16 protein-coding genes and 1 riboswitch are annotated in these 18,903 nt (G+C 63.6%); of the genes, 10 read left to right on the plus strand and 6 right to left on the minus strand.

Going from position 1 to position 18,903, the window contains the following annotated elements; genetic code table 11:
• Window positions 1-327: 327 nt before the first annotated feature.
• Window positions 328-1,968 carry an acyl-CoA synthetase gene (locus FJ934_RS03900; protein ID WP_140607342.1) on the minus strand — a complete coding sequence of 547 codons (1,641 nt, stop codon included), beginning with the start codon at window positions 1,966-1,968 and terminating at the stop codon, window positions 328-330.
• Window positions 1,969-2,173: 205 nt separating this feature from the next.
• Here FJ934_RS03900 and FJ934_RS03905 point away from each other — a divergent pair, with 205 nt between their 5' ends.
• Both FJ934_RS03905 and FJ934_RS03910 read left to right on the plus strand, forming a co-directional pair.
• The gene (locus tag FJ934_RS03905) at window positions 2,174-3,139 is read left to right on the plus strand and encodes a sugar-binding transcriptional regulator (protein WP_140607343.1); all 966 of its coding nucleotides are present in this window, start codon (window positions 2,174-2,176) and stop codon (window positions 3,137-3,139) included.
• Between the two features lie 92 nt (window positions 3,140-3,231).
• A complete protein-coding gene (locus tag FJ934_RS03910; protein ID WP_140607344.1) occupies window positions 3,232-5,286 on the plus strand; it encodes a bifunctional aldolase/short-chain dehydrogenase in 2,055 nt (684 codons plus the stop codon).
• A gap of 68 nt (window positions 5,287-5,354) precedes the next feature.
• Here FJ934_RS03910 and FJ934_RS03915 read toward each other — a convergent pair whose 3' ends face one another.
• From FJ934_RS03915 to FJ934_RS03925, 3 genes are all read right to left on the minus strand, one after another.
• Window positions 5,355-6,407: a substrate-binding domain-containing protein gene (locus FJ934_RS03915; protein ID WP_096455692.1), complete on the minus strand. Its 1,053-nt coding sequence runs from the start codon at window positions 6,405-6,407 to the stop codon at window positions 5,355-5,357.
• A 47-nt stretch (window positions 6,408-6,454) separates the two neighbouring features.
• The gene (locus FJ934_RS03920) at window positions 6,455-7,450 is read right to left on the minus strand and encodes an ABC transporter permease (RefSeq protein WP_140607345.1); all 996 of its coding nucleotides are present in this window, start codon (window positions 7,448-7,450) and stop codon (window positions 6,455-6,457) included.
• An 80-nt stretch (window positions 7,451-7,530) separates the two neighbouring features.
• Window positions 7,531-9,042, minus strand: coding sequence for a sugar ABC transporter ATP-binding protein (locus FJ934_RS03925; RefSeq protein WP_140607346.1), 1,512 nt, complete (start codon window positions 9,040-9,042; stop codon window positions 7,531-7,533).
• A gap of 137 nt (window positions 9,043-9,179) precedes the next feature.
• Here FJ934_RS03925 and mtnK point away from each other — a divergent pair, with 137 nt between their 5' ends.
• Window positions 9,180-10,451 (plus strand): S-methyl-5-thioribose kinase, encoded by a 1,272-nt coding sequence (gene mtnK / locus FJ934_RS03930; RefSeq protein ID WP_140607347.1) that lies wholly within the window; start codon window positions 9,180-9,182, stop codon window positions 10,449-10,451.
• Complete coding sequence (gene mtnA / locus FJ934_RS03935; RefSeq protein WP_140607348.1) at window positions 10,448-11,557, plus strand: S-methyl-5-thioribose-1-phosphate isomerase; 1,110 nt, start codon at window positions 10,448-10,450, stop codon at window positions 11,555-11,557. Before mtnK ends, mtnA begins: the two co-directional genes overlap by 4 nt.
• On the opposite strand, the gene FJ934_RS03940 is transcribed toward mtnA, so the two are convergent.
• Window positions 11,554-12,093 carry an Lrp/AsnC family transcriptional regulator gene (locus FJ934_RS03940; RefSeq protein WP_140607349.1) on the minus strand — a complete coding sequence of 180 codons (540 nt, stop codon included), beginning with the start codon at window positions 12,091-12,093 and terminating at the stop codon, window positions 11,554-11,556. The genes mtnA and FJ934_RS03940 overlap by 4 nt on opposite strands.
• 49 nt (window positions 12,094-12,142) lie before the next feature.
• On the opposite strand from FJ934_RS03940, the gene FJ934_RS03945 reads away from it, so the two are divergent.
• The 6 genes from FJ934_RS03945 to FJ934_RS03970 all read left to right on the plus strand — a co-directional run bounded on the left by FJ934_RS03945 (window position 12,143) and on the right by FJ934_RS03970 (window position 17,240).
• Window positions 12,143-13,357, plus strand: a complete 1,215-nt coding sequence (locus FJ934_RS03945) for an MFS transporter (protein ID WP_140607350.1) — start codon at window positions 12,143-12,145, stop codon at window positions 13,355-13,357.
• Window positions 13,358-13,390: 33 nt separating this feature from the next.
• Window positions 13,391-13,596, plus strand: a riboswitch (FMN riboswitch).
• A 77-nt stretch (window positions 13,597-13,673) separates the two neighbouring features.
• Entirely contained in the window at window positions 13,674-14,144 is a 471-nt protein-coding gene (locus FJ934_RS03950) for a 6,7-dimethyl-8-ribityllumazine synthase (RefSeq protein ID WP_140607351.1), read from the plus strand.
• Window positions 14,145-14,861: 717 nt separating this feature from the next.
• Window positions 14,862-15,926, plus strand: a complete 1,065-nt coding sequence (gene fba, locus FJ934_RS03955; RefSeq protein WP_140607352.1) for a class II fructose-bisphosphate aldolase — start codon at window positions 14,862-14,864, stop codon at window positions 15,924-15,926.
• Window positions 15,927-16,014: 88 nt separating this feature from the next.
• Window positions 16,015-16,200 (plus strand): hypothetical protein, encoded by a 186-nt coding sequence (locus FJ934_RS03960; RefSeq protein WP_140607353.1) that lies wholly within the window; start codon window positions 16,015-16,017, stop codon window positions 16,198-16,200.
• Window positions 16,201-16,248: 48 nt separating this feature from the next.
• On the plus strand, window positions 16,249-16,407 hold the full coding sequence (locus FJ934_RS03965; protein WP_140607354.1) for a peptide ABC transporter permease: 159 nt from the start codon (window positions 16,249-16,251) through the stop codon (window positions 16,405-16,407).
• A gap of 107 nt (window positions 16,408-16,514) precedes the next feature.
• A complete protein-coding gene (locus FJ934_RS03970; RefSeq protein WP_140607355.1) occupies window positions 16,515-17,240 on the plus strand; it encodes an MgtC/SapB family protein in 726 nt (241 codons plus the stop codon).
• 180 nt (window positions 17,241-17,420) lie between these two features.
• Here FJ934_RS03970 and ftsZ read toward each other — a convergent pair whose 3' ends face one another.
• Window positions 17,421-18,458, minus strand: coding sequence for a cell division protein FtsZ (gene ftsZ, locus FJ934_RS03975; protein WP_140607356.1), 1,038 nt, complete (start codon window positions 18,456-18,458; stop codon window positions 17,421-17,423).
• Between the last annotated feature and the right edge of the window lie 445 nt (window positions 18,459-18,903).

Consider the following 18,903-nt stretch of genomic DNA (forward strand, 5'->3'; position numbering starts at 1 on the left):
AGAGGCCTTCTGTCAACGCGAAATCGGCGTACGCGTACGATTGGTGACAGATGGTGACAGAGGGCGGGTGCGACAACCGGCGCTCGCGATTGGCGATCAGCCCCCATGAATTCGTCATCCTAGGGCGAAGTAAGGAGCGTAGCGACGCAGCGCAGACCCTAGGATCCATTCCGTGACGTCAGTCAAAGAATGAGGCGGATCAATATGTTACATCAAAAGGCGAACTGTTGCCCGCAGCAGTCATTCACGACCGTTGGAGCACGGCCGCCAGGTCGCGGCATGGATCCTAGGGTTTCCGCGACGTCGCTAGCAAAAATGACGGTGCGCTCACGCCACCTTCGCCATTTCCCGCAGCCGGAATTTCTGGATCTTGCCGGTCGAGGTCTTGGGAATTTCGGCGAAAATAACCGCTTTCGGCACTTTGAAGCGGGCGAGCAGCGTGCGGCAATGCTCGATGATCTCGGCCTCGGTCGCGGTCTTGCCGGGCTTCAGTTCGATATAGGCCACGGGCACCTCGCCCCATTTGTCGTCAGGGCGCGCCACCACGCCGCAGGAGGCAACCGATGGATGTTTGTAGAGCGCATCCTCGACCTCGATCGAGGAGATGTTCTCGCCACCCGAGATGATGATGTCCTTGGAGCGGTCCTTGAGCTGGATGTAGCCGTCGGGATGCATGACGCCGAGATCGCCGGAATGAAACCAGCCGCCGGCGAAGGCTTCGTCGCTCGCCTTGCGGTTTTTCAGATAGCCCTTCATTACGATGTTGCCGCGAAACATGACCTCGCCGATGGTTTCACCGTCGGCCGGCGTCGTCCTCATTGTCTCGGGGTCCATCACGGTCAGCCCCTCGAGTGCTGCGTAGCGCACGCCCTGTCTCGCCTTCTTGCCCGCCCTCGCCCCCTTGTCGAGCGCGTCCCAGTCACTGTGCCATTCATTGACCACGGCCGGGCCATAGGTCTCGGTCAGGCCGTAAAGATGCGTGACGGCGAATCCTGCATCGGCCATGCCGGACAACACGGCTTCCGGCGGCGGTGCGGCGGCCGTGTTGAAGGTCACCGTCTGTGGGAACTCGCGCTTGTCCTCATCCCTGGCATTGATCAGCACCGACATCACGATCGGCGCGCCGCACAAATGGGTGACGCCATGGTCGGCAATGGCGTCGTAGATCGGCTTCGGCCGCACCCAGCGCAGGCAGACATGCGTGCCGGCCTGGACGGCGAGCGTCCAGGGGAAGCACCAGCCGTTGCAATGGAACATCGGCAGCGTCCACAGATAGACGGCGTGCTTGGCCATGCCGGCATGGATGGTGTTGGTGTAGGCCATCAGCGCCGCACCGCGATGGTGGTAGACGACGCCCTTCGGATTGCCTGTCGTGCCCGAAGTATAGTTGAGCGAGATGGCGTCCCATTCGTCGTCGGGCATCGACCAGGCGAAATCCTCGTCGCCACCGGCGACAAACGCCTCATAGTCCAAAGCGCCGATCCGCTCGCCTTTCGGGTAGGGCGCATCAGCGGCGTAGTCGGGATCGTCGTAGTCGATGACCAGCGGCTTGACCCTGGCCAGGTCGAGCGCTTGCCGGACGACGCCGGAGAATTCGCGATCGACGATGAGCAGCTTGGTCTCGGCGTGGTCGAGCTGGAAGGCGATGACCGCGGCATCGAGGCGGGTGTTGAGCGAGTGCAGCACCGCTCTGGTCATCGGCACGCCGAAATGCGCTTCCAGCATTGGCGGCGTATTGGACAGCATGACGCTGACCGTGTCGCCGTTGCCGATGCCATGCTTTTGCAGCGTCGAGGCAAGCTTTAGCGAGCGGCGCCAGAAATCGCGATAGGTGATGCGCTGCTTGCCATGGATGATGGCGATGTGATCAGGATAGGTCTTTGCCGCCCGCTCGAGATAGGTGAGCGGGGTCAGCGGCTGATGGTTGGCCGCATTCCGGTCGAGATCCTGTTCGTAGGGATTTCCCATCCCGTTCCTCCCCAAAGTCCCTTTTTCAAGCTTTCTAACCTCAGGCCTCTCGTCAGGCTATCCCCCCGGATGATCGAAAATGCCAAGCTATACCAGCTTTGTAGAACGGCGATCCGATTAAGCGTCTGCCGAGAGGCGATGATGCCCGCACATCCTAATTTGACTTTTGTCGAGAGCCGTGACTAATGTCAGACAAGGAGACGGCATGGCGATCCGACCGGCAGAACAGCTCATCCACAAGGCCGCCTGGCTGTACTATGCGCACGGCCTACGCCAGGACCAGGTGGCGAGCCAGCTTAACATTTCCCGCGCCTCGGTGGCGATGTATCTGCGCAAGGCACGCGAGACCGGCATCGTCAACATCTCGACCTCGACCCAGCTTTTCACCGACGACGTGATGGCGCGCAGGCTCGAGGACGCGCTGGGCCTCGACGCGGTCTGGATCGCGCCGGAAAACAGCCATGTCCCGGACCCCTCCACCGACATCGCCGTGCTGGCGGCGAGCGTGTTCCTCGAACTGGTCAAGAAGGGCGACCGCATCGGTGTCGCCTGGGGCCGCACGATCTACACGATCGCCGACATCATGTCCTATGCCGACCTGCAGGATGTGACGGTGGTGCAGCTCTGCGGCAATCTCGGCGCACCCTATTCCTACCGGCCGGACCAGTGCACGATGGAGATCGCGCGCCGGCTCAACGCCAAGGGCCTCAATTTCTACGCACCGCTGGTGCTGTCGACGGAAGAGCTGGCGCGGGCGCTGCGGGCCGAGCCGGTGATCCGCGAGCAGCTGTCCGATATCAGCGACTGCGATCTGGCGCTCTACTCGGTCGGCGCGGTCGATGCCGACAGCCACCTGGTCAAATGCGGCGCGCTGACATCGGGCGAAATGGCGGAGTTGCGCAGCCGGGGTGCCGCCGGTGTCATTGCCGGGCAGATCATCGATGCCGAGGGCAAGGTGCTCGACTGCAGCTATAACCGCCGGGTTATCTCCGCCGAGCTTGCATCGCTGCGCGCCATCGCCAGGCGTCTGATGGTGGTGCAGGAGGACAGCAAGTTCGAACCGCTGCTGGCGGCGATCGCCGGCGGACTTTGCACGCATCTGGTGGTCGGCGCGCATATGGCGCAGCGGCTGCTCGATCATGCCGGAGCGGCGCCCAAAAAAGCACCCTGAAGAAAAGGCACATTTGCCGCCGGCACACTGTCATCAAGGCGTCGCGGCATTCCTGTTTCACCATCCAAAGACAGCAACTGGACGAAGCGAACATGAAGAACCTGTGGAACGACGACGCGGCCGAGAAACTTGTCGCCGACTATGCGAAGAAGGGCGTCGGCCGCGACCTCGCCTTGCGCGTCTACACGACGCGGCTGCTCGGCGGCGTGCCACAGCTGGTCCTGCATGGCGGCGGCAACACCTCCTGCAAGATCAAGGCGACCGACCTCGTCGGCGATGAATGGGACGTGCTGTGTGTCAAGGGCAGCGGCTGGGACATGGCGGTCATCGAGCCGCAAGGCCTGCCGGCGGTCAAGATGGGCGCCCTGCTCAAGGCGCGCGCGCTGGACAGGCTCTCCGACGAGGACATGGTGGCCCTGCAGCGGGCAAACCTCATTGACCCCTCCTCGCCCAACCCGTCGGTGGAGACGCTGCTGCATGCCTTCCTGCCGCACAAATTCGTCGACCACACCCATTCGACCGCCATCCTGGCCATTGTTGACCAGGAAGACAGCAAGCCCTTGGTGAAGACGGTGTTCGGGGAGAAGATGGGCTACGTGCCCTATATCATGCCGGGCTTCGACCTCGCCAAGGCGGCGGCAGACGTGTTTGACGCCGACCCCGATGTCGAGGGCCTGATCCTCGACAAGCATGGCATCTTCACCTTCGGCGACGACGCCAAACAGGCCTACGACCGGATGATCCACTACGTGAACGTCGCCGAGGATTATGTCGCCAAGCACGCCAAGCCGAAGGCCGCGAAGGCAGCGCTGCCGGCAAGGCTCGCGACGCCGGGCTCGATCGCGCCGATGCTGCGCGGCGCTGTCGCGGTGGCGCGCGGCGAAGGCCGCTTCGACCGCATGATCAGCGATTTCCGCACTTCGGACGCGATCGTCGATTTCATCAACTCATCCAAGATCGCCGATTATGCCGGACGCGGTGTTTCGACCCCGGATCTGTCGATCCGCATCAAGACCGGGCCGATGGCGGTGCCGGCGCCCGACGCTGAAAAGATCAGCGACTACAAGGGCGTGATCAAGAACCATGTCGACGCCTTCGCCAAGGACTATCGCGCCTACTTCGAGACAAACGACGCGCTCGACGACGTCAAGCGGACCATGCTCGACCCCATGCCGCGCCTGACGCTGGTGCCGGGCCTCGGCATGTTCGGCCATGGCCGCACGTTGAAGGATGCAAGGATCGCTTCCGACGTCGGCGAGATGTGGATCGAGGCGGTGCGTGGCGCCGAAGCGGTCGGGCATTTCCATCCCCTCTCCAAGGCCGACCTTTTCCCGCTCGAATACTGGTCGCTCGAACAGGCCAAGCTTGCTTCCAACAAGCCAAAGCCGCTGACCGGCCAGGTGGTGCTGATCACCGGCGGTGCCGGCGCGATCGGCGCAGCGACAGCCAAACTGTTCGCCGACAATGGCGCTCATGCCGTGGTCGTCGATCTCGATGCCGAAAAGGCCGCCGATGCAGCCAAGAAAGCCGGCAACAATTCGATCGGTGTCGGCGCCGACATAACCGACCCGGCACAGGTGCGTGCCGCCTTCGACAAGGCGGTTGCCGTCTTCGGCGGCGTCGACATACTGGTGTCCAATGCCGGCGCCGCCTGGGAAGGCCGCATCGGCGAACTCGACGATGCGCTGCTGCGCAAGAGTTTCGAGCTCAACTTCTTCGCCCATCAGTCGGTGGCGCAGAACGCCGTGCGCATCATGCTGGAACAGGGTACGGGCGGAGCGCTTTTGTTCAACACCTCCAAGCAGGCGGTCAATCCAGGCCCGAAGTTCGGCGCCTATGGCGTGCCGAAGGCGGCGACGCTCTTCTTGTCCAGGCAGTATGCGCTCGATTACGGCGCTTACGGCATCCGTTCCAACGCGGTGAATGCCGACCGCATCCGCTCCGGCCTTTTGACCGACGCCATGATCGCCAGCCGCTCGGGCGCGCGCGGCGTGTCGGAGAAGGAATACATGTCCGGCAACCTGCTCGGGCAGGAAGTGACGGCGCAGGACGTGGCGCAGGCCTTCCTGCATCATGTGCTGGCCGAACGCACGACCGCCGACGTGACGACCGTCGACGGCGGCAACATCGCGGCGGCGCTGCGGTAAACACCTCCAATTGACAATAAAAAAGGGCGGCTTACGGGCCGCCCTTTTCCTTTGTGTGTTGACGAGCTTTACTTCGCGTTCGGGTTCGGCATCCAGGCCGGCATGGCGACGTCGGCATGGGCAAACTGCGGCAGTTTGGCCGACAGGTCTTCCATGTTCTTGATGTCCTTGTCGATCAGCTCCTTCTGGGTGATCAGCGTTGGCGGCACGATGACGTTGTGGCCGGGGTCTTCGCCGGCGAGGAGCTGCGCCAGCGCGCGCACGGAGACCTGGCCGACGACGGCCGGGTTGGTGGCGGCGGTGGCGGCCCAGGCGCTGTCGGGCTCGCGCATCGCTGATATGTCGGAGGTCGAGATATCGGCCGAGTAGATCTTGATGCCCTTGTTCAGCCCCGCCTCGTCGACGGCGATCTTCACGCCCTTGGCGAATTCGTCGTACGGAGCGAACATCACCTTGATGTCGGGGTGAGCCGACAGCACCGAACGCGCCTGGTTGGCGACGGAGTTGGCGATCGGGTTGTCGAGCGTGCCGAACATGGCGACTTCCTTGATCCCCGCATATTTCTTCTTCACGTCGACCCAGGTCTCGTTGCGGCGGTCGAGCGGCGCAATACCGGCGACATAGACATAGCCGGCGTTCCAGCTTTCGCCATTGTCCTTGACCGCCTGTTCGAGCGCGAGGCGGGCAAGATCCTTGTCCGACTGTTCGATCTGCGGGATCTTGGGGTTTTCGACATTGACGTCGAAGGCCACCACCTTGATGCCGGCGTCGACCGCGCGCTGGGCGGCGTCCTTCATCGATTCCGTCAGGCCGTGCTGGATGATGATGCCCTGCACGCCGAGCGCGATCGCCTGGTCGACCATGTCCGACTGGAGGGCGGCGTCCTGGCGGCTGTCGAGCACGCGCAGGTCGATGCCGAGCGCTTTGGATTGCGCCTCGACGCCGGAGAGATAGGCCTGGAAGAAATCGCCGGTCGAGAGATAGCGGACCAGCGCGATCTTGACGCCGGGCTTGTCGAACGGCGCCGGCTTATCCGCGGCAAAAGCCGGGACCTGCATCAGCATGGTTGCGCCGGCCAGTCCGAGCGCCACCTTCCCCAGAAGTCTTCTTGTGATGTTCACCTTGTTTCCTCCACTTTTGTTGAACCCAAAAAACCGTCCGGCCGAAACTACCTCCCGCCCCTGCCCGAAAGCGCAAAGGTGAAGACAAGGGCGACGACCAGAACCACGCCCTTGACGAAATCCTGCGTATAGTAGGGAGCGTTCATCATGGTCAGGCCTTGCAGCAGGATGCCGACGAACAGCGCGCCGATGGCGGTGCCGAAGGCGTTCGGCTTGGCGGCGCCAAGCACCGCGTAGCCGATCAGCGCCGCAGCCACCGCATCGAGCAGAAGATTATTACCCGAGGCGATGTCACCGCGTCCAAGCCGTGCGGCGAGCAAAATGCCGCCGATCGAGGCAAAAACACCCGAAATAACGTAGGCCCAGATCTTGTATGCCTTGACAGGCGCACCGGCGAGTTCGGCGGCGCGCTCATTGGAGCCGACGGCGTACATCATGCGGCCGAAACGGGTGTATTCGAGGAAGAACCAGATCAGCAGCGCGAGGACCAACAGCACGACCACCGACACCGGAATGAGGTTCGGGATGAAGAAATCGAATCGGTGGCGGCCAAGCGCCAGGAAGGCGTCGCCGAACTTGCCGTTGGCGACAGAACCATCCGGCATGGTCATGCCGGTGGCGATCGAGCGGCCCTCGGTCGGGATGCGCTGCAGGCCGACCAGCAGGAACATAATGCCGAGCGTCGCCAGGAGATCGGGCACGCGCATGTAGACGATCAGCCAGCCATTGATCAGCCCGACGATGGCGCCGATCAGCAGGCAGACGATGACCGCCACGACCGCGTTCTGTTCCAGCACGACCATGACATAGGCGGCCGCCATCATGGCCGAGGTGGCGACCGAGCCGATCGAGAGATCGAAACCGCCGACGACCAGCGTGGCGGTGACGCCGAGCGCCAGCACGCCGGTGATGGCGACTGACTGAAAGATGAAGACGGCACTCTGCGGTGATACGAACCCATCGGCTGCGATCGCGAAATAAGCTACGAGCCCGACCAGCAGGACGATGAAGCCATAGCGGATGGCATAGTCACGAAGCGTCATTCGGCGCATCCCGGCGCCGCTGTCCTGTTTACCCGATCCGAACCCATACTCTCTCCATCCCAATTCCATCGGCCGCCCGCTCAGGCAGCGCTGTGCAGTTGTCCGCCGGCGACCTCGGCCAGCAGGCGGTCGAGGTCGACATCGGCGTTGCGGTGTTCGCCGACGATCGTGTGTTCCGACATCACTAGGATGCGGTCCGCCGTCTCCAGCGCCTCGTCGATTTCGGTAACGAACAGCAACGTCGCGCGGCCGTTCGCGCTCGCCCGTAGCTTGGCGGCGATGTCGCGCCTGGCCGAAATGTCGACGCCCTGAAACGGCTCGTCGAGGATGAACAGCGCGGCATTCTGCGCCATCCAGCGGGCGACCATCACCTTCTGCTGGTTGCCGCCAGACAATGCCGACATCTCGTCCTTCTCGGAGCGGCAGACGATGCCCAGTTCCTCGATCTGCCGGCGCGCGACGGTGCGTTCGAGGCGGCGCTTGAGCACGCTGAAAGTCGACATGCGCCTGTGGAACGGCAGGCTGACATTGCGCTCGATGTTGAAGCCGCCGACGATGCCGCTGGTGGCGCGGTCCTTGGCAACGAGGAACACACCGGCGGCGATCGCGTCGCCCGCCGAGCGCGGTGCATAAGGCTTGCCGTTCATCGTCATGGTGCCGGCGAGCGGCCGGCGCACGCCGAACAGCGTTTCGGCGAGTGCCGTCTTGCCGACGCCGACGAGGCCGGTGATGGCGACCACCTCGCCGTCGCCAAGCGTCAGCGAAATCGGCCTGGCGCCCTGCCCGATGCGAAGGCCTGCGACGGTCAGCACCGCCTTGGCGGAACTCCTGGCAATGATCCGGTCGAGATGGATCTTGCGGCCGAGCATGGCGTTGACCGCGCCTTCATAATCGAGCGGTTTAGTATCGAAGACCCCTGAAATGACGCCGTCGCGCATCGAGACGATGCGATCGGCGAGCCGCCTGATATCCGACATGCGATGCGAGATATAGAGGATCGCCACGCCCTGCTCGCGCAGCCGGTCGACCAGCGCGAACAGCCGGTCGGCTTCAGCACTTGAGAGCGATGAGGTCGGTTCGTCGAGGATCAGCACTTTCGGCTGATGCGCAAGCGCGCGGGCAATCGCCACCATCTGGCGATCGGCCAGCGACAGATCGTTGACGCGGGCCTTGAGATCGATGGCCAAACCCATGCGGTCGGCGACCGCCTTGGCCTCGCGGCGCACGCGGGCGGGATTGAACAGGGTCGGCGCGCCTTGCCCGCTCAGCCTGTCCAGGGTCAGGTTGGTGGCGACATCGAGGTCGGCGACCACGCCGTCATTGATGTTCTGGTGGACGGTAACGACTCCGGCGCGGATTGCTTCCGCCGGCGTGTTCGGCGCGAAATCCTGCCCGGCAAGCGTCATGGTGCCACCGCCACGCTCGTAGACGCCGCTGATGATCTTGACGAGGGTGGATTTGCCGGCGCCATTGGCGCCCATCAGCACGGTGACCTCGCCGGAATGCAGATCGAGCGAGATGCCGCCAAGCACCTCGTTGCGGCCAAAGGATTTCCTCAGTCCCTCCACGCGGAACACGGCATTGCCGATCATGCGTTCCTCCCTGACCGTGACGCTATGGTCAATCTCGGCAATTGTCAACACGATTGACAATTGCCAGACAGCTTCCTAGCTTGGCCTCGCCGCCAAGGCTCCCCTATGATCAGAGCAAATAAGCGGGAGGGAGAAGAATGACTGGGAAATTGCCGTTCGAAGCATTATCGGTGGAGACGCTTGCAACGCGTCTCGGCGCGAACGAGGCGCTTTGCGCGAAGATCGGCAAGGACGCGACACAATGGAAGGTCCGCGAAGTCGGCGACGGCAACCTGAACCTCGTCTTCATCGTCGAGGGCGCCAGCGGTGCCGCCGTGGTCAAGCAGGCCCTGCCTTATGTCCGCCTGGTCGGCGACAGCTGGCCGCTGCCGCTGAAGCGTTCCTTCTTCGAATACCACGCGCTGACGCGTCAGGAGGCACGCGCGCCGGGCTCGGTGCCGGCGATCCATCATTTCGATGAAGCCCAGGCGCTTATCATCATGGAGTATCTGTCGCCGCACATCATTCTGCGGCGGGCGCTGATCGAAGGCCGCCAGCTGCCGAACATTGCCAGGGATATCGGCCTGTTCATGGCCCGTACGCTGTTTCGCGGCTCCGATCTGTCGATGACAGCCAGGGATCGCAAGGCCGATCTGGCGCTGTTCGCCGACAATGTCGAACTTTGCGACATCACCGAAAACCTGGTGTTCTCGGACCCCTATTTCGACGCCAAGATGAACCGGCACACCAGCCCGCAGCTCGATGCCGTGGTTGCCGAACTGCGCGCCGACCGCGACCTCAAGGTCGAGGCGCAGCGGCTGAAGCATATCTTCGCCGCCAATGCCGAGACGCTGCTGCATGGCGACCTGCATTCCGGCTCGATCATGGTCACCGACACGGAAACCCGGATGATCGATCCGGAGTTCGCCTTCTACGGCCCGATGGCCTTCGATGTCGGCATGCTGCTCGCAAATTTCTGGATGTCGTTCTTCTCACAGCGCGGGCATGAGCAACAGGGCAAGCGCGATGCCATGCGCGCCCACCTGCTCGATGTCATCGTCGAGACGTGGGCGGTGTTCCGCGCCGAATTCTCGCATCTGTGGCGCACCGAGCGCACCGGCATGCTCTACCAGAAGAGCCTGTTCGAGGATCAGGGCGACAGGCTCGGCGCCGAGCAGGCGCTCGACCATGTCCTGCACCAGATCTGGACGGACCTGCTCGGCTTTGCCGGCATTGAGGTGCACAGGCGCATCCTCGGCCTAGCCCACAATGCCGATTTCGAAACCATTGCCAATGAAGACCTGCGCGCCAGTTGTGAAGCCAAGGCGCTGAAATTCGGCCGTCACATCGCCGTCAACCGGCGCCAGATCCACAGCATCGACGAGGTCAACCATTTGGCCGCGCTGATCGAACAGGAGAGCGGAATTTGAACGTCGGCGACCGCCATTATCGGACAATCTGGCTGAGCGATGACGGGCGTTCGGTCGATATCATCGACCAGCGCTGGCTGCCGCATGATTTCCGCATCGAGACGATCGGTACCGTTTCCGGCATCGCCACCGCCATCCGCGACATGTGGGTGCGCGGCGCGCCGCTGATCGGCGTCACCGCCGCCTATGGCGTTGCCATGCAGATGACGGATGATCCATCCGACGCGGCGCTCGACGCCGTGTGGGAGACGCTGCACGAGACGCGCCCGACGGCGATCAATCTGCGCTGGGCGCTCGACGAGATGCGGCGCTTCCTCCGCCCGCTGCCAACAGAACAACGTGCCGCGGCCGCCTATCGGCGCGCCAGCGAGATCGCCGACGAGGACGTCGGGCTGAACCGCGCCATCGGCGAAAACGGACTTGCCATCATCAAGGCGATCGCCGCGCGCAAGCAGCCCGGCGAGACAGTCAATATCCTGACCCACTGCAATGCCGGCTGGCTGGCGACCGTCGACTATGGCACTGCCACCGCGCCGATCTACCTGGCGACCGAGGCGGGCATTCCCGTCCACGTCTATGTCGACGAGACGCGGCCGCGCAACCAGGGCGCCCAGCTGACCGCCTGGGAGATGGCAGGCCACGGCGTGCCGCACACGCTCATCGTTGACAATGCCGGTGGTCACCTGATGCAGCGTGGCGAGATCGACATGGTCATCGTCGGCACCGACCGCACCACCGCCGACGGCGATGTCTGCAACAAGATCGGCACTTATCTGAAAGCACTGGCCGCCGCCGACAATGACGTGCCGTTCTATGTCGCGCTGCCGTCGCCCACCATCGACTGGACGGTGCATGACGGGCTCAAGGAGATCCCGATCGAGCAGCGCTCGGCCGACGAGGTTTCGCTGGTCTGGGGCAAGACCGCCGGCGGCGAAATCGCCCAGGTGCGCGTCTCCCCGGAGGCGACGCCCGCGGCGAACCCTGCCTTCGACGTGACACCGGCGCGGCTGGTCACCGGACTGATCACCGAACGCGGCGTCGCCCAGGCCTCGCGCGATGGCCTGAAGGCGATGTTCCCCGAGCGGGATGATCGGTCGGCAACTTAGTAAAGTGGCCTGACCAGGTGCCGCGGCATTGGCCATTGTGCCGTGATGCCGGGCTGTACCGGTCGTTCGAGATAGGTCGACAGCACCACATAGCTGCGCGTCGAGGTGACGCCCGGCGTATCGTAAAGGCGCGACAGAAGTCCTTCGAGCGCCCGCGTGTCCTCGGTGCGGACCTTGAGCAGCACGCATGTATCCCCGGCGACCGTGTGGATCTCCTCGACCTCGGGATATTCGGAGACCGCCATCAGCTCCGGGGTCTTGCCCCAACCCCTGGTGTCGATATGGACGAAAGCGAGCAGCGGCTTCCTTACCGCATTGGGATCGATGATGGCGGCTGTGTTGCGGATGGCGCCGCTGCGCCGAAGCCGCTTGACGCGCTCGTGGGCAGCCGGAGGCGAAAGGCCGACGCGATCGCCGAGTTCGGCATAGCTGACGGTCGCATCGTCGACCAGCACGCCTAATATTTTTCGGTCGATTGCATCGATATCCCGGGCCGTTGGCCTGTTCTGCGGAATGCCATTTGTTTCTTCATCCATGGAGAGAATTCCCGATTGCAGCTGAATGAAATACGGCCATTATGGTGATATGTCGAACAGCAATCAAGCAGCAGCTCTAACCGCAAACGTCCGGCCGCCCATCCCGGCTCTCGCTTATCTGTTGACCGGGTGCATCGCGGTGATCGGCTCGAACTCGCTGGTTCTCGGGCCGATAGCCCCTGCTGTCGCGGTGTCGTTCGGAACCAGCGTCCCTGCCGTCATGGTGGCGGCGGCAGCGTTTGGCCTCGGAACCTCGGCAAGCGCCCTGTTCCTGGCACGCTATATCGACCGGCTCGGTGCCCGCCGGATGCTGCAGGGGGCATTGCTGCTGCTGGCGATAGCCCTTGTGGCCAGCGCGGCGGCACCGACGGTGCTGATGCTGGTCGCGGCCCAACTGCTCGCCGGCATCGCCGCCGGCGTCGCCATGCCGGCCATTTATTCCAGCTCCGCGGCCATCGCGCCACCTGGCCGCGAAAGCGGGACCATCGGTGTCGTGCTGACCGGATGGACGCTCAGCATGGTGGCCGGGGTCTCCTTGTCGGCCGTGCTTGCCGATCTCGTGCATTGGCGCGCCGTTTTTGCCGCCGTCGCGCTGCTCGCGATCCTCGCGCTGGCAAGCCTTGCGATGACGTCGCTGAGCGACGCCAGGAAGACTGGCCCGGCACCAACGCCGCTGGCGGCGTTGAGCATTCCCGGCATCGTGCCGCTGCTCATCGCCTGCGCGGCCTTCATGACCGCCTTCTACGGCGTCTACGGCTATCTCGGCGATCACCTGCACAGCGGGCTGGGCAAGCCGGTGAGCGCCAATGGGTGGGCCGCGCTCGCCTATGGCATCGGCTTCGGCGCGGCCGCTCTCCTCGACGGCGTGATCGATCGCCTGGGTGCCCGCCGCGTCATGCCGTTCGCCTATCTTCTCGTTGCCGTCGTCTATGTGGCCATCGCCGCGACAAGCAACAGCTTCGGGCTGACCCTGACCATGGTGGCGGTGTGGGGACTTGCCAATCATTTCGGACTGAACGTCCTGGTGACCCGCCTGTCGGCACTCGATCCCTCGCGGCGCGGCACGATCATGGGCCTGAACAGCGCGGTGACCTACCTGGCGGTCTTTGTCGGCACCACCGGTTTCGGTCCACTCTATTCCAATTTCGGCTTTGTCGTCTGCGCGATGGTCGCGGCGCTGCTGATGCTGGTTGCGGCTTCCGCGGCGGCATGGCGCCAGACTGGCCAAATAGACGTGATGGGCCACCGGCGTTCGCACGGTTGACAGCGGCACCCCGCCCTTTCATACAAAGCACGTTAATGTTCTCAGGGCGGGGTGAAAGTCCCCACCGGCGGTAAGGACTCTCAGTTACGCACGATTCCTTTCCGAAAACCGGTTTCCGGTTTTCGGGGGCATGCGCGAGACCCAAGCCCGCGAGCGCTTTCCAATAGACGTTGGAAAGGTCAGCAGATCCGGTGTGATTCCGGAGCCGACGGTCACAGTCCGGATGAAAGAGAACGAAACGGAAAACGGACCGCCCAGGCGGGCCGGCTTCCGTATCGTGCGTCCTGATTCTGGTTCGAAACGGAAGGATGGACCCATGAATCAGCATTCCCACAAAGACTATGAAACACGCGTCGCCGTTGTCAGGGCGCGCTGGCACGCCGATATCGTCGACCAGTGTGTCGCCGCCTTCGAGGCGGAACTTGCCGCGCTCGGCGACGGGCGCTTTGCCGTCGAAATCTTCGACGTGCCCGGCGCCTATGAAATCCCGCTGCATGCCAAGACGCTGGCGGCGACCGGCCGCTATGCCGCGATCCTTGGCACGGCATTCGTCGTCAATGGTGGTATCTACCGGCATGAGTTCGTCGCTGGCGCCGTTATCGACGGCATGATGAACGTCCAGTTGTCGACCGGCATGCCGGTGCTTTCGGCGGTGCTGACGCCGCACAACTACCACGACAGCGCCGAGCATCACCGCTTCTTCTTCGAACACTTCACCGTCAAGGGAAAGGAAGCGGCGAACGCCTGCGTGCAGATCCTCGCCGCTCGGGAAAAGATCGCGGCATGACGGCGGCGGCTCAGGCCATGAGCCGCCCCTCGCCCGGCTACGGGGCAAGAAACTTCCGATGCCGTCGCAATCGGCAATGTCCTTGCCTCGTCACCGCCCTATCCGATGCTCGGACGCGGCAGGAGTTGAGCGGGTCAGCGATTACCAACGCTGAACCGTTCTGACGCTTTGCAATTGGTCTGACGCAAGGCCGCGCCGCCCATCCTGGGATCTGCACCCCAGGTGCCGGCGGGACGCGGCCCTGCCGATGCCCGCCTACAGCTTCAGATCGAAACTGACCTTGAAGGCATGCCCCTGGCGTCCTTGGCGATCGGCACGCTCAGCCTGCACCGGCAGATTGTGGAGAACATCGAAAAGCGTGACCCGGCAGCCACCAGCAAAGTTCTGATCGACCTGCTGACGGGGCGGAAGCCGACGTGCGGCGTTCCCTCGCGGCCAGGCTTGGCAGACAGAAATAAGCCGGCACTGCCGCGCACACTCAGCGCTGGTCGTCCCGGCCCGAAGCCTCTTTCACCCCACGCCGACACCGCCTCCCATCCGTCAGGCGGGGCGGTCAAGGGGAGCCGGCCTTTATCGCTGCGCTGTAACAACATTTGCGGCCGGGACGGTCCGGGACGGTTGCGGTCGCGCGGAAATCCGGCCAGAAACATCGGCGGGCTGGACGATGCGCGGATAGCCCGCAACCAAAGGCTTGAAACAGATACGGGAGACTATTCGTTGGCTCGCATCACACTGAGACAATTGCTCGATCACGCTGCCGAATACGGCTATGGCGTGCCGGCCTTCAACATGAACAACATGGAGCAGGGCCTCGCGATCATGGAGGCGGCGGAGGAAACCAAGTCGCCCGTCATCCTGCAGGCGAGCCGCGGTGCGCGCGCCTATGCAAATGACGTGGTGCTGGCCAAGCTGATCGACGCGCTGGTCGAGATCCATCCCGACATCCCGGTCTGCATGCATCTCGACCATGGCAACAACGAAGCCACCTGCGTCACGGCGTTCCAGTACGGCTTCACCTCGGTGATGATGGACGGCTCGCTCAAGGAAGACGGCAAGTCGCCCGCCGACTACGCCTACAATTCCGGCATCACGCGCCGCGTCGTCGACATGGCGCATTGGGGCGGCGTTTCGGTGGAAGGCGAAATCGGCGTGCTCGGTTCGCTGGAGAGCGGCGGCGGCGAGCAGGAAGACGGCCATGGCGTCGAGGGCGCGATCAGCCACGATCAGTTGCTGACCGATCCGGTGCAGGCCGAACAGTTCGTGCGCGACACCCATGTCGATGCGCTGGCGGTGGCCATGGGCACCAGCCATGGCGCCTACAAATTCTCGCGCAAGCCGGACGGTGCTGTGCTGGCGATGAACGTCATCGAGGAAATCCACCGCCGCCTGCCCAACATGCATCTGGTCATGCACGGCTCGTCCTCGGTGCCGGAAGACCTGCAGGAGATCATCAACAAATATGGCGGCCAGATGAAGCCGACCTGGGGCGTGCCGGTGGAAGAGATCCAGCGCGGCATCAAACATGGCGTGCGCAAGATCAACATCGACACCGACAACCGCATGGCGCTGACCGGCGCGATCCGCAAGGTGCTGACCGAGAACCCCAGCGAGTTCGACCCGCGCAAGTACCTGACGCCGGCCATGGCGGCGATGAGGAAGCTCTGCAAGGAGCGCTTCGAGCAGTTCGGCACCGCCGGCAATGCGCCCAAGATCAAGCCGATCCCGCTGTCGGACATGGCCAAGCGCTACAAGTCGGGTAGCCTCGATCCGAAATTCGGCTGAACGGCCGGCTGCTGGCGCGGTTCAGCGTTTGACGCGCCGAACCGCTCTTCGTTTTTCACGCACTTGCCGGGATCCTGCGAGGCCCGCCGTGCAGGGCGCCAGGGCAATCGGTGATCTCGAGCGGTATGACTATACCGGCGGCGTCGATCGCATTCTGCAGGATCCCCAGCCGCTTGGCGACCTCGCACTGGGCCAGGCCGCCGACGTGATGAAGCCACGTGGCACGTACGGCGGCAGTTCGGCTGGAACTTCGAGCGTCAAAAAAGGTTTTTAACATCGACACTTCAGCGTCGCGGCGCGCGCGGCAAGGAAGGAGCACGTCATGAGCAAGGATCGCGGCAGGGAAGGACCCGTCTTTTCCGGACAGGACGCAAGGCAGGGCGAAATCATCCTGCGCACGCGCACTCACCGCATCATCTTCGTCGCCGGCCTGATCGGCATCGTTGTGCTGGGATTGGTGCTGGCTTTGGCCGTCCGATGACCGGCGTGCCCCGTCTCGATTCGAGGGTGCGACGCATTGCGCCATAAGAAATCGCCAGCGCCGGGCGGGGCTGAAGACCTTGGGGACAAGGGCGGAGCACGAAAACAATGTTCGAGCCGCTTTGCTGCGATATGCCGGTTCATCCGACTTGGCCCGATCTCGTCGCGCGCCTGCTGTTTGTGCTGCTGGCAGGTTTCCTCATTGGCCTGAACAGGGAAGCGCGCGGCCACACCGCCGGGCTTCGCACGACCATCCTGGTCGGCCTTGCGGCCGCGGTTGCCATGATCCAAGCCAACATGCTGCTTGATACGATGGGCAAAGGGGCGGACTCCTTCGCCCGCATGGATGTCCTGCGTTTTCCGCTTGGCGTGCTGACCGGTGTCGGCTTCATTGGCGGCGGCGCCATCCTTCGGCGCGGCGATCTTGTGACCGGCGTCACCACCGCCGCCAGCATGTGGATCATGACCGTGATCGGGCTTGCGTTTGGCGGCGGCCAGTTCGGCCTTGGCGCGATCGCAACGCTGCTGACGATGGTAACGCTCCAGGCGTTGAAATGGATCGACCTCAAGATTCCGCGCGACCATCATGCGATCCTGTCGGTCTCCTCGGCGAAATCCTCACCGCCCGACCTTCGGGAAATGGTGCGGCCGCTTGGCTACGACGCACGTCTTTCCACGATGGAGCATGACTCCGGCCGCGGCCGCTTCGTGTACTCCTTCAACCTCGAGTGGAAGCAACCCGAGGCGGCGGAAACGTCAACGGAAATCCTGGCGGTGGTCGGCCGGCACTGCGAGATCGAGCGATTTGAGCTGGTCGGCGAGAAATCGCCCTGAATGACGGAAGCGTTGCGGTCTCACTTCCGCGCTACCAGGAACTCGATTCCCACGCTGCCATCCAGGTGAAACGCCACCGCCCGAGCGGAACGTTCCGGTACGGAGTGCAAGCGAGTGCGGCCTGACCGTGTTGCTCCGCAAGCGGACGCCCCGATGCCAGTCATTCGAAGGAAACAGATCCTACTGCAAAATCCGCGCGGCAGGCGGTACGGAGTGGTTATGGGCGATGCCGGCGTCGGCATCGCCCTCGCCGAGCGAACGGTCGAGGCCGGTCGCCACCACCGAAACCCTGAAGCGGCCTTCCATGCTCTTGTCGAAGATCGCGCCGACGATGATGTCGGCGTCTTCGTAGACCTCCTCGCGGATACGGGTGGCGGCCTCGTCGACCTCGAACAGGGTCATGTCCCTGCCGCCCGATATCGACACCAGGACGCCTTTCGCGCCCTTCATCGACATCTCGTCAAGCAGCGGATTGGCGATCGCGGCTTCGGCCGCCTTCATCGCCCGGTTCTCGCCGGACGCCTCGCCGGTTCCCATCATGGCGCGGCCCATGCCGCGCATGACCGACTTGACGTCGGCGAAGTCGAGATTGATCAGGCCTTCCTTGACGATGAGATCGGTGATGCAGCTGACGCCGGAATAGAGCACCCGGTCGGCGATGACGAAGGCATCGGCGAAGGTGGTCTTGGCATCGGCGATGCGGAACAGGTTCTGGTTCGGGATCACGATCACCGTGTCGGCACTTTCGCGCAGCCGCTCGATCCCTTCCTCGGCCATCTGCATGCGGCGCCTGCCCTCGAAGGTAAAGGGCTTGGTGACGACGCCCACGGTCAGGATGCCTGCCTTGCGCGCGGCCTGGGCGATGATCGGCGCAGCACCGGTGCCGGTGCCGCCGCCCATGCCGGCGGTGACGAAACACATATGCGTGCCGGCCAGATGGTCCATGATTTCGTCGAGCGATTCCTCCGCGGCGGCGCGGCCGATCTCGGGCAGCGAGCCGGCGCCCAAGCCTTCGGTGACATGCGCGCCAAGCTGGATCAGCCGCGTCGCCTTCGACATGGTCAGCGCCTGGGCATCGGTGTTGGCGGCGATGAATTCAGTTCCCTGAAGCTGTTCGGCGATCATGTTGTTGATAGCATTGCCGCCGCCACCGCCAACGCCGATGACGGTGATCTTGGGCCTCATCTCGGAGATTTCCGGCTTCTTGAACTCGGCCATGCTGCTTCTCCTTCGCCAATTGCGCGCGCTTCACGACCCACCCGCAGACTGCCTGTAAGACATTGCGATCGAGCGGCATGACGCGAATCAGTCCGTTCGGATGGGTGCCCCAAAAAGCCAGAGAGCGGCCGGACGTGCAAGAGCGCGAAAGGTCAAGATTTGTGATGAAGAGGCCGACCATGCGCGGCAGGCTGTCCGGTCCCTGGCGAACGCATGCGATTCGGCCTTCGCTTCGGGACGCCTTGCGCTCCGGAACCTGGCTGGTCGCCCGTTCCTCAGATGGAAATGATAGATCGGGTCAAGCAGGTAGGCCGCCGGCAGATATTCTTCGGCGAGATAGCGAAACACATCCGGGCCATGGATCTTCTTGTAGAGCACGTTGGGCACGGCCGTGCCGGCAGAGAAACAAGTTGGCTTGCCGCGCAGCGATTGAAGCGTCTATCAT

It is taken from the genome of Mesorhizobium sp. B2-4-12 (assembly GCF_006441575.1).
In the GTDB taxonomy this organism is placed as follows: domain Bacteria; phylum Pseudomonadota; class Alphaproteobacteria; order Rhizobiales; family Rhizobiaceae; genus Mesorhizobium.

Excerpts from the sequence above, each read along its gene's own strand:
- FJ934_RS03905 (WP_140607343.1), top strand. The coding sequence starts at position 2,174 with ATGGCGATCCGACCGGCAGAACAGCTCATCCACAAGGCCGCCTGGCTG.
- FJ934_RS03920 (WP_140607345.1), bottom strand. The coding sequence starts at position 7,450 with ATGACGCTTCGTGACTATGCCATCCGCTATGGCTTCATCGTCCTGCTG.
- FJ934_RS03925 (WP_140607346.1), bottom strand. The coding sequence starts at position 9,042 with ATGATCGGCAATGCCGTGTTCCGCGTGGAGGGACTGAGGAAATCCTTT.
- FJ934_RS03965 (WP_140607354.1), top strand. The coding sequence starts at position 16,249 with ATGAGCAAGGATCGCGGCAGGGAAGGACCCGTCTTTTCCGGACAGGAC.
- FJ934_RS03945 (WP_140607350.1), top strand. The coding sequence starts at position 12,143 with ATGTCGAACAGCAATCAAGCAGCAGCTCTAACCGCAAACGTCCGGCCG.
- FJ934_RS03940 (WP_140607349.1), bottom strand. The coding sequence starts at position 12,093 with ATGGATGAAGAAACAAATGGCATTCCGCAGAACAGGCCAACGGCCCGG.
- FJ934_RS03950 (WP_140607351.1), top strand. The coding sequence starts at position 13,674 with ATGAATCAGCATTCCCACAAAGACTATGAAACACGCGTCGCCGTTGTC.
- mtnK (WP_140607347.1), top strand. The coding sequence starts at position 9,180 with ATGACTGGGAAATTGCCGTTCGAAGCATTATCGGTGGAGACGCTTGCA.
- ftsZ (WP_140607356.1), bottom strand. The coding sequence starts at position 18,458 with ATGGCCGAGTTCAAGAAGCCGGAAATCTCCGAGATGAGGCCCAAGATC.
- FJ934_RS03910 (WP_140607344.1), top strand. The coding sequence starts at position 3,232 with ATGAAGAACCTGTGGAACGACGACGCGGCCGAGAAACTTGTCGCCGAC.
- FJ934_RS03970 (WP_140607355.1), top strand. The coding sequence starts at position 16,515 with ATGTTCGAGCCGCTTTGCTGCGATATGCCGGTTCATCCGACTTGGCCC.
- FJ934_RS03900 (WP_140607342.1), bottom strand. The coding sequence starts at position 1,968 with ATGGGAAATCCCTACGAACAGGATCTCGACCGGAATGCGGCCAACCAT.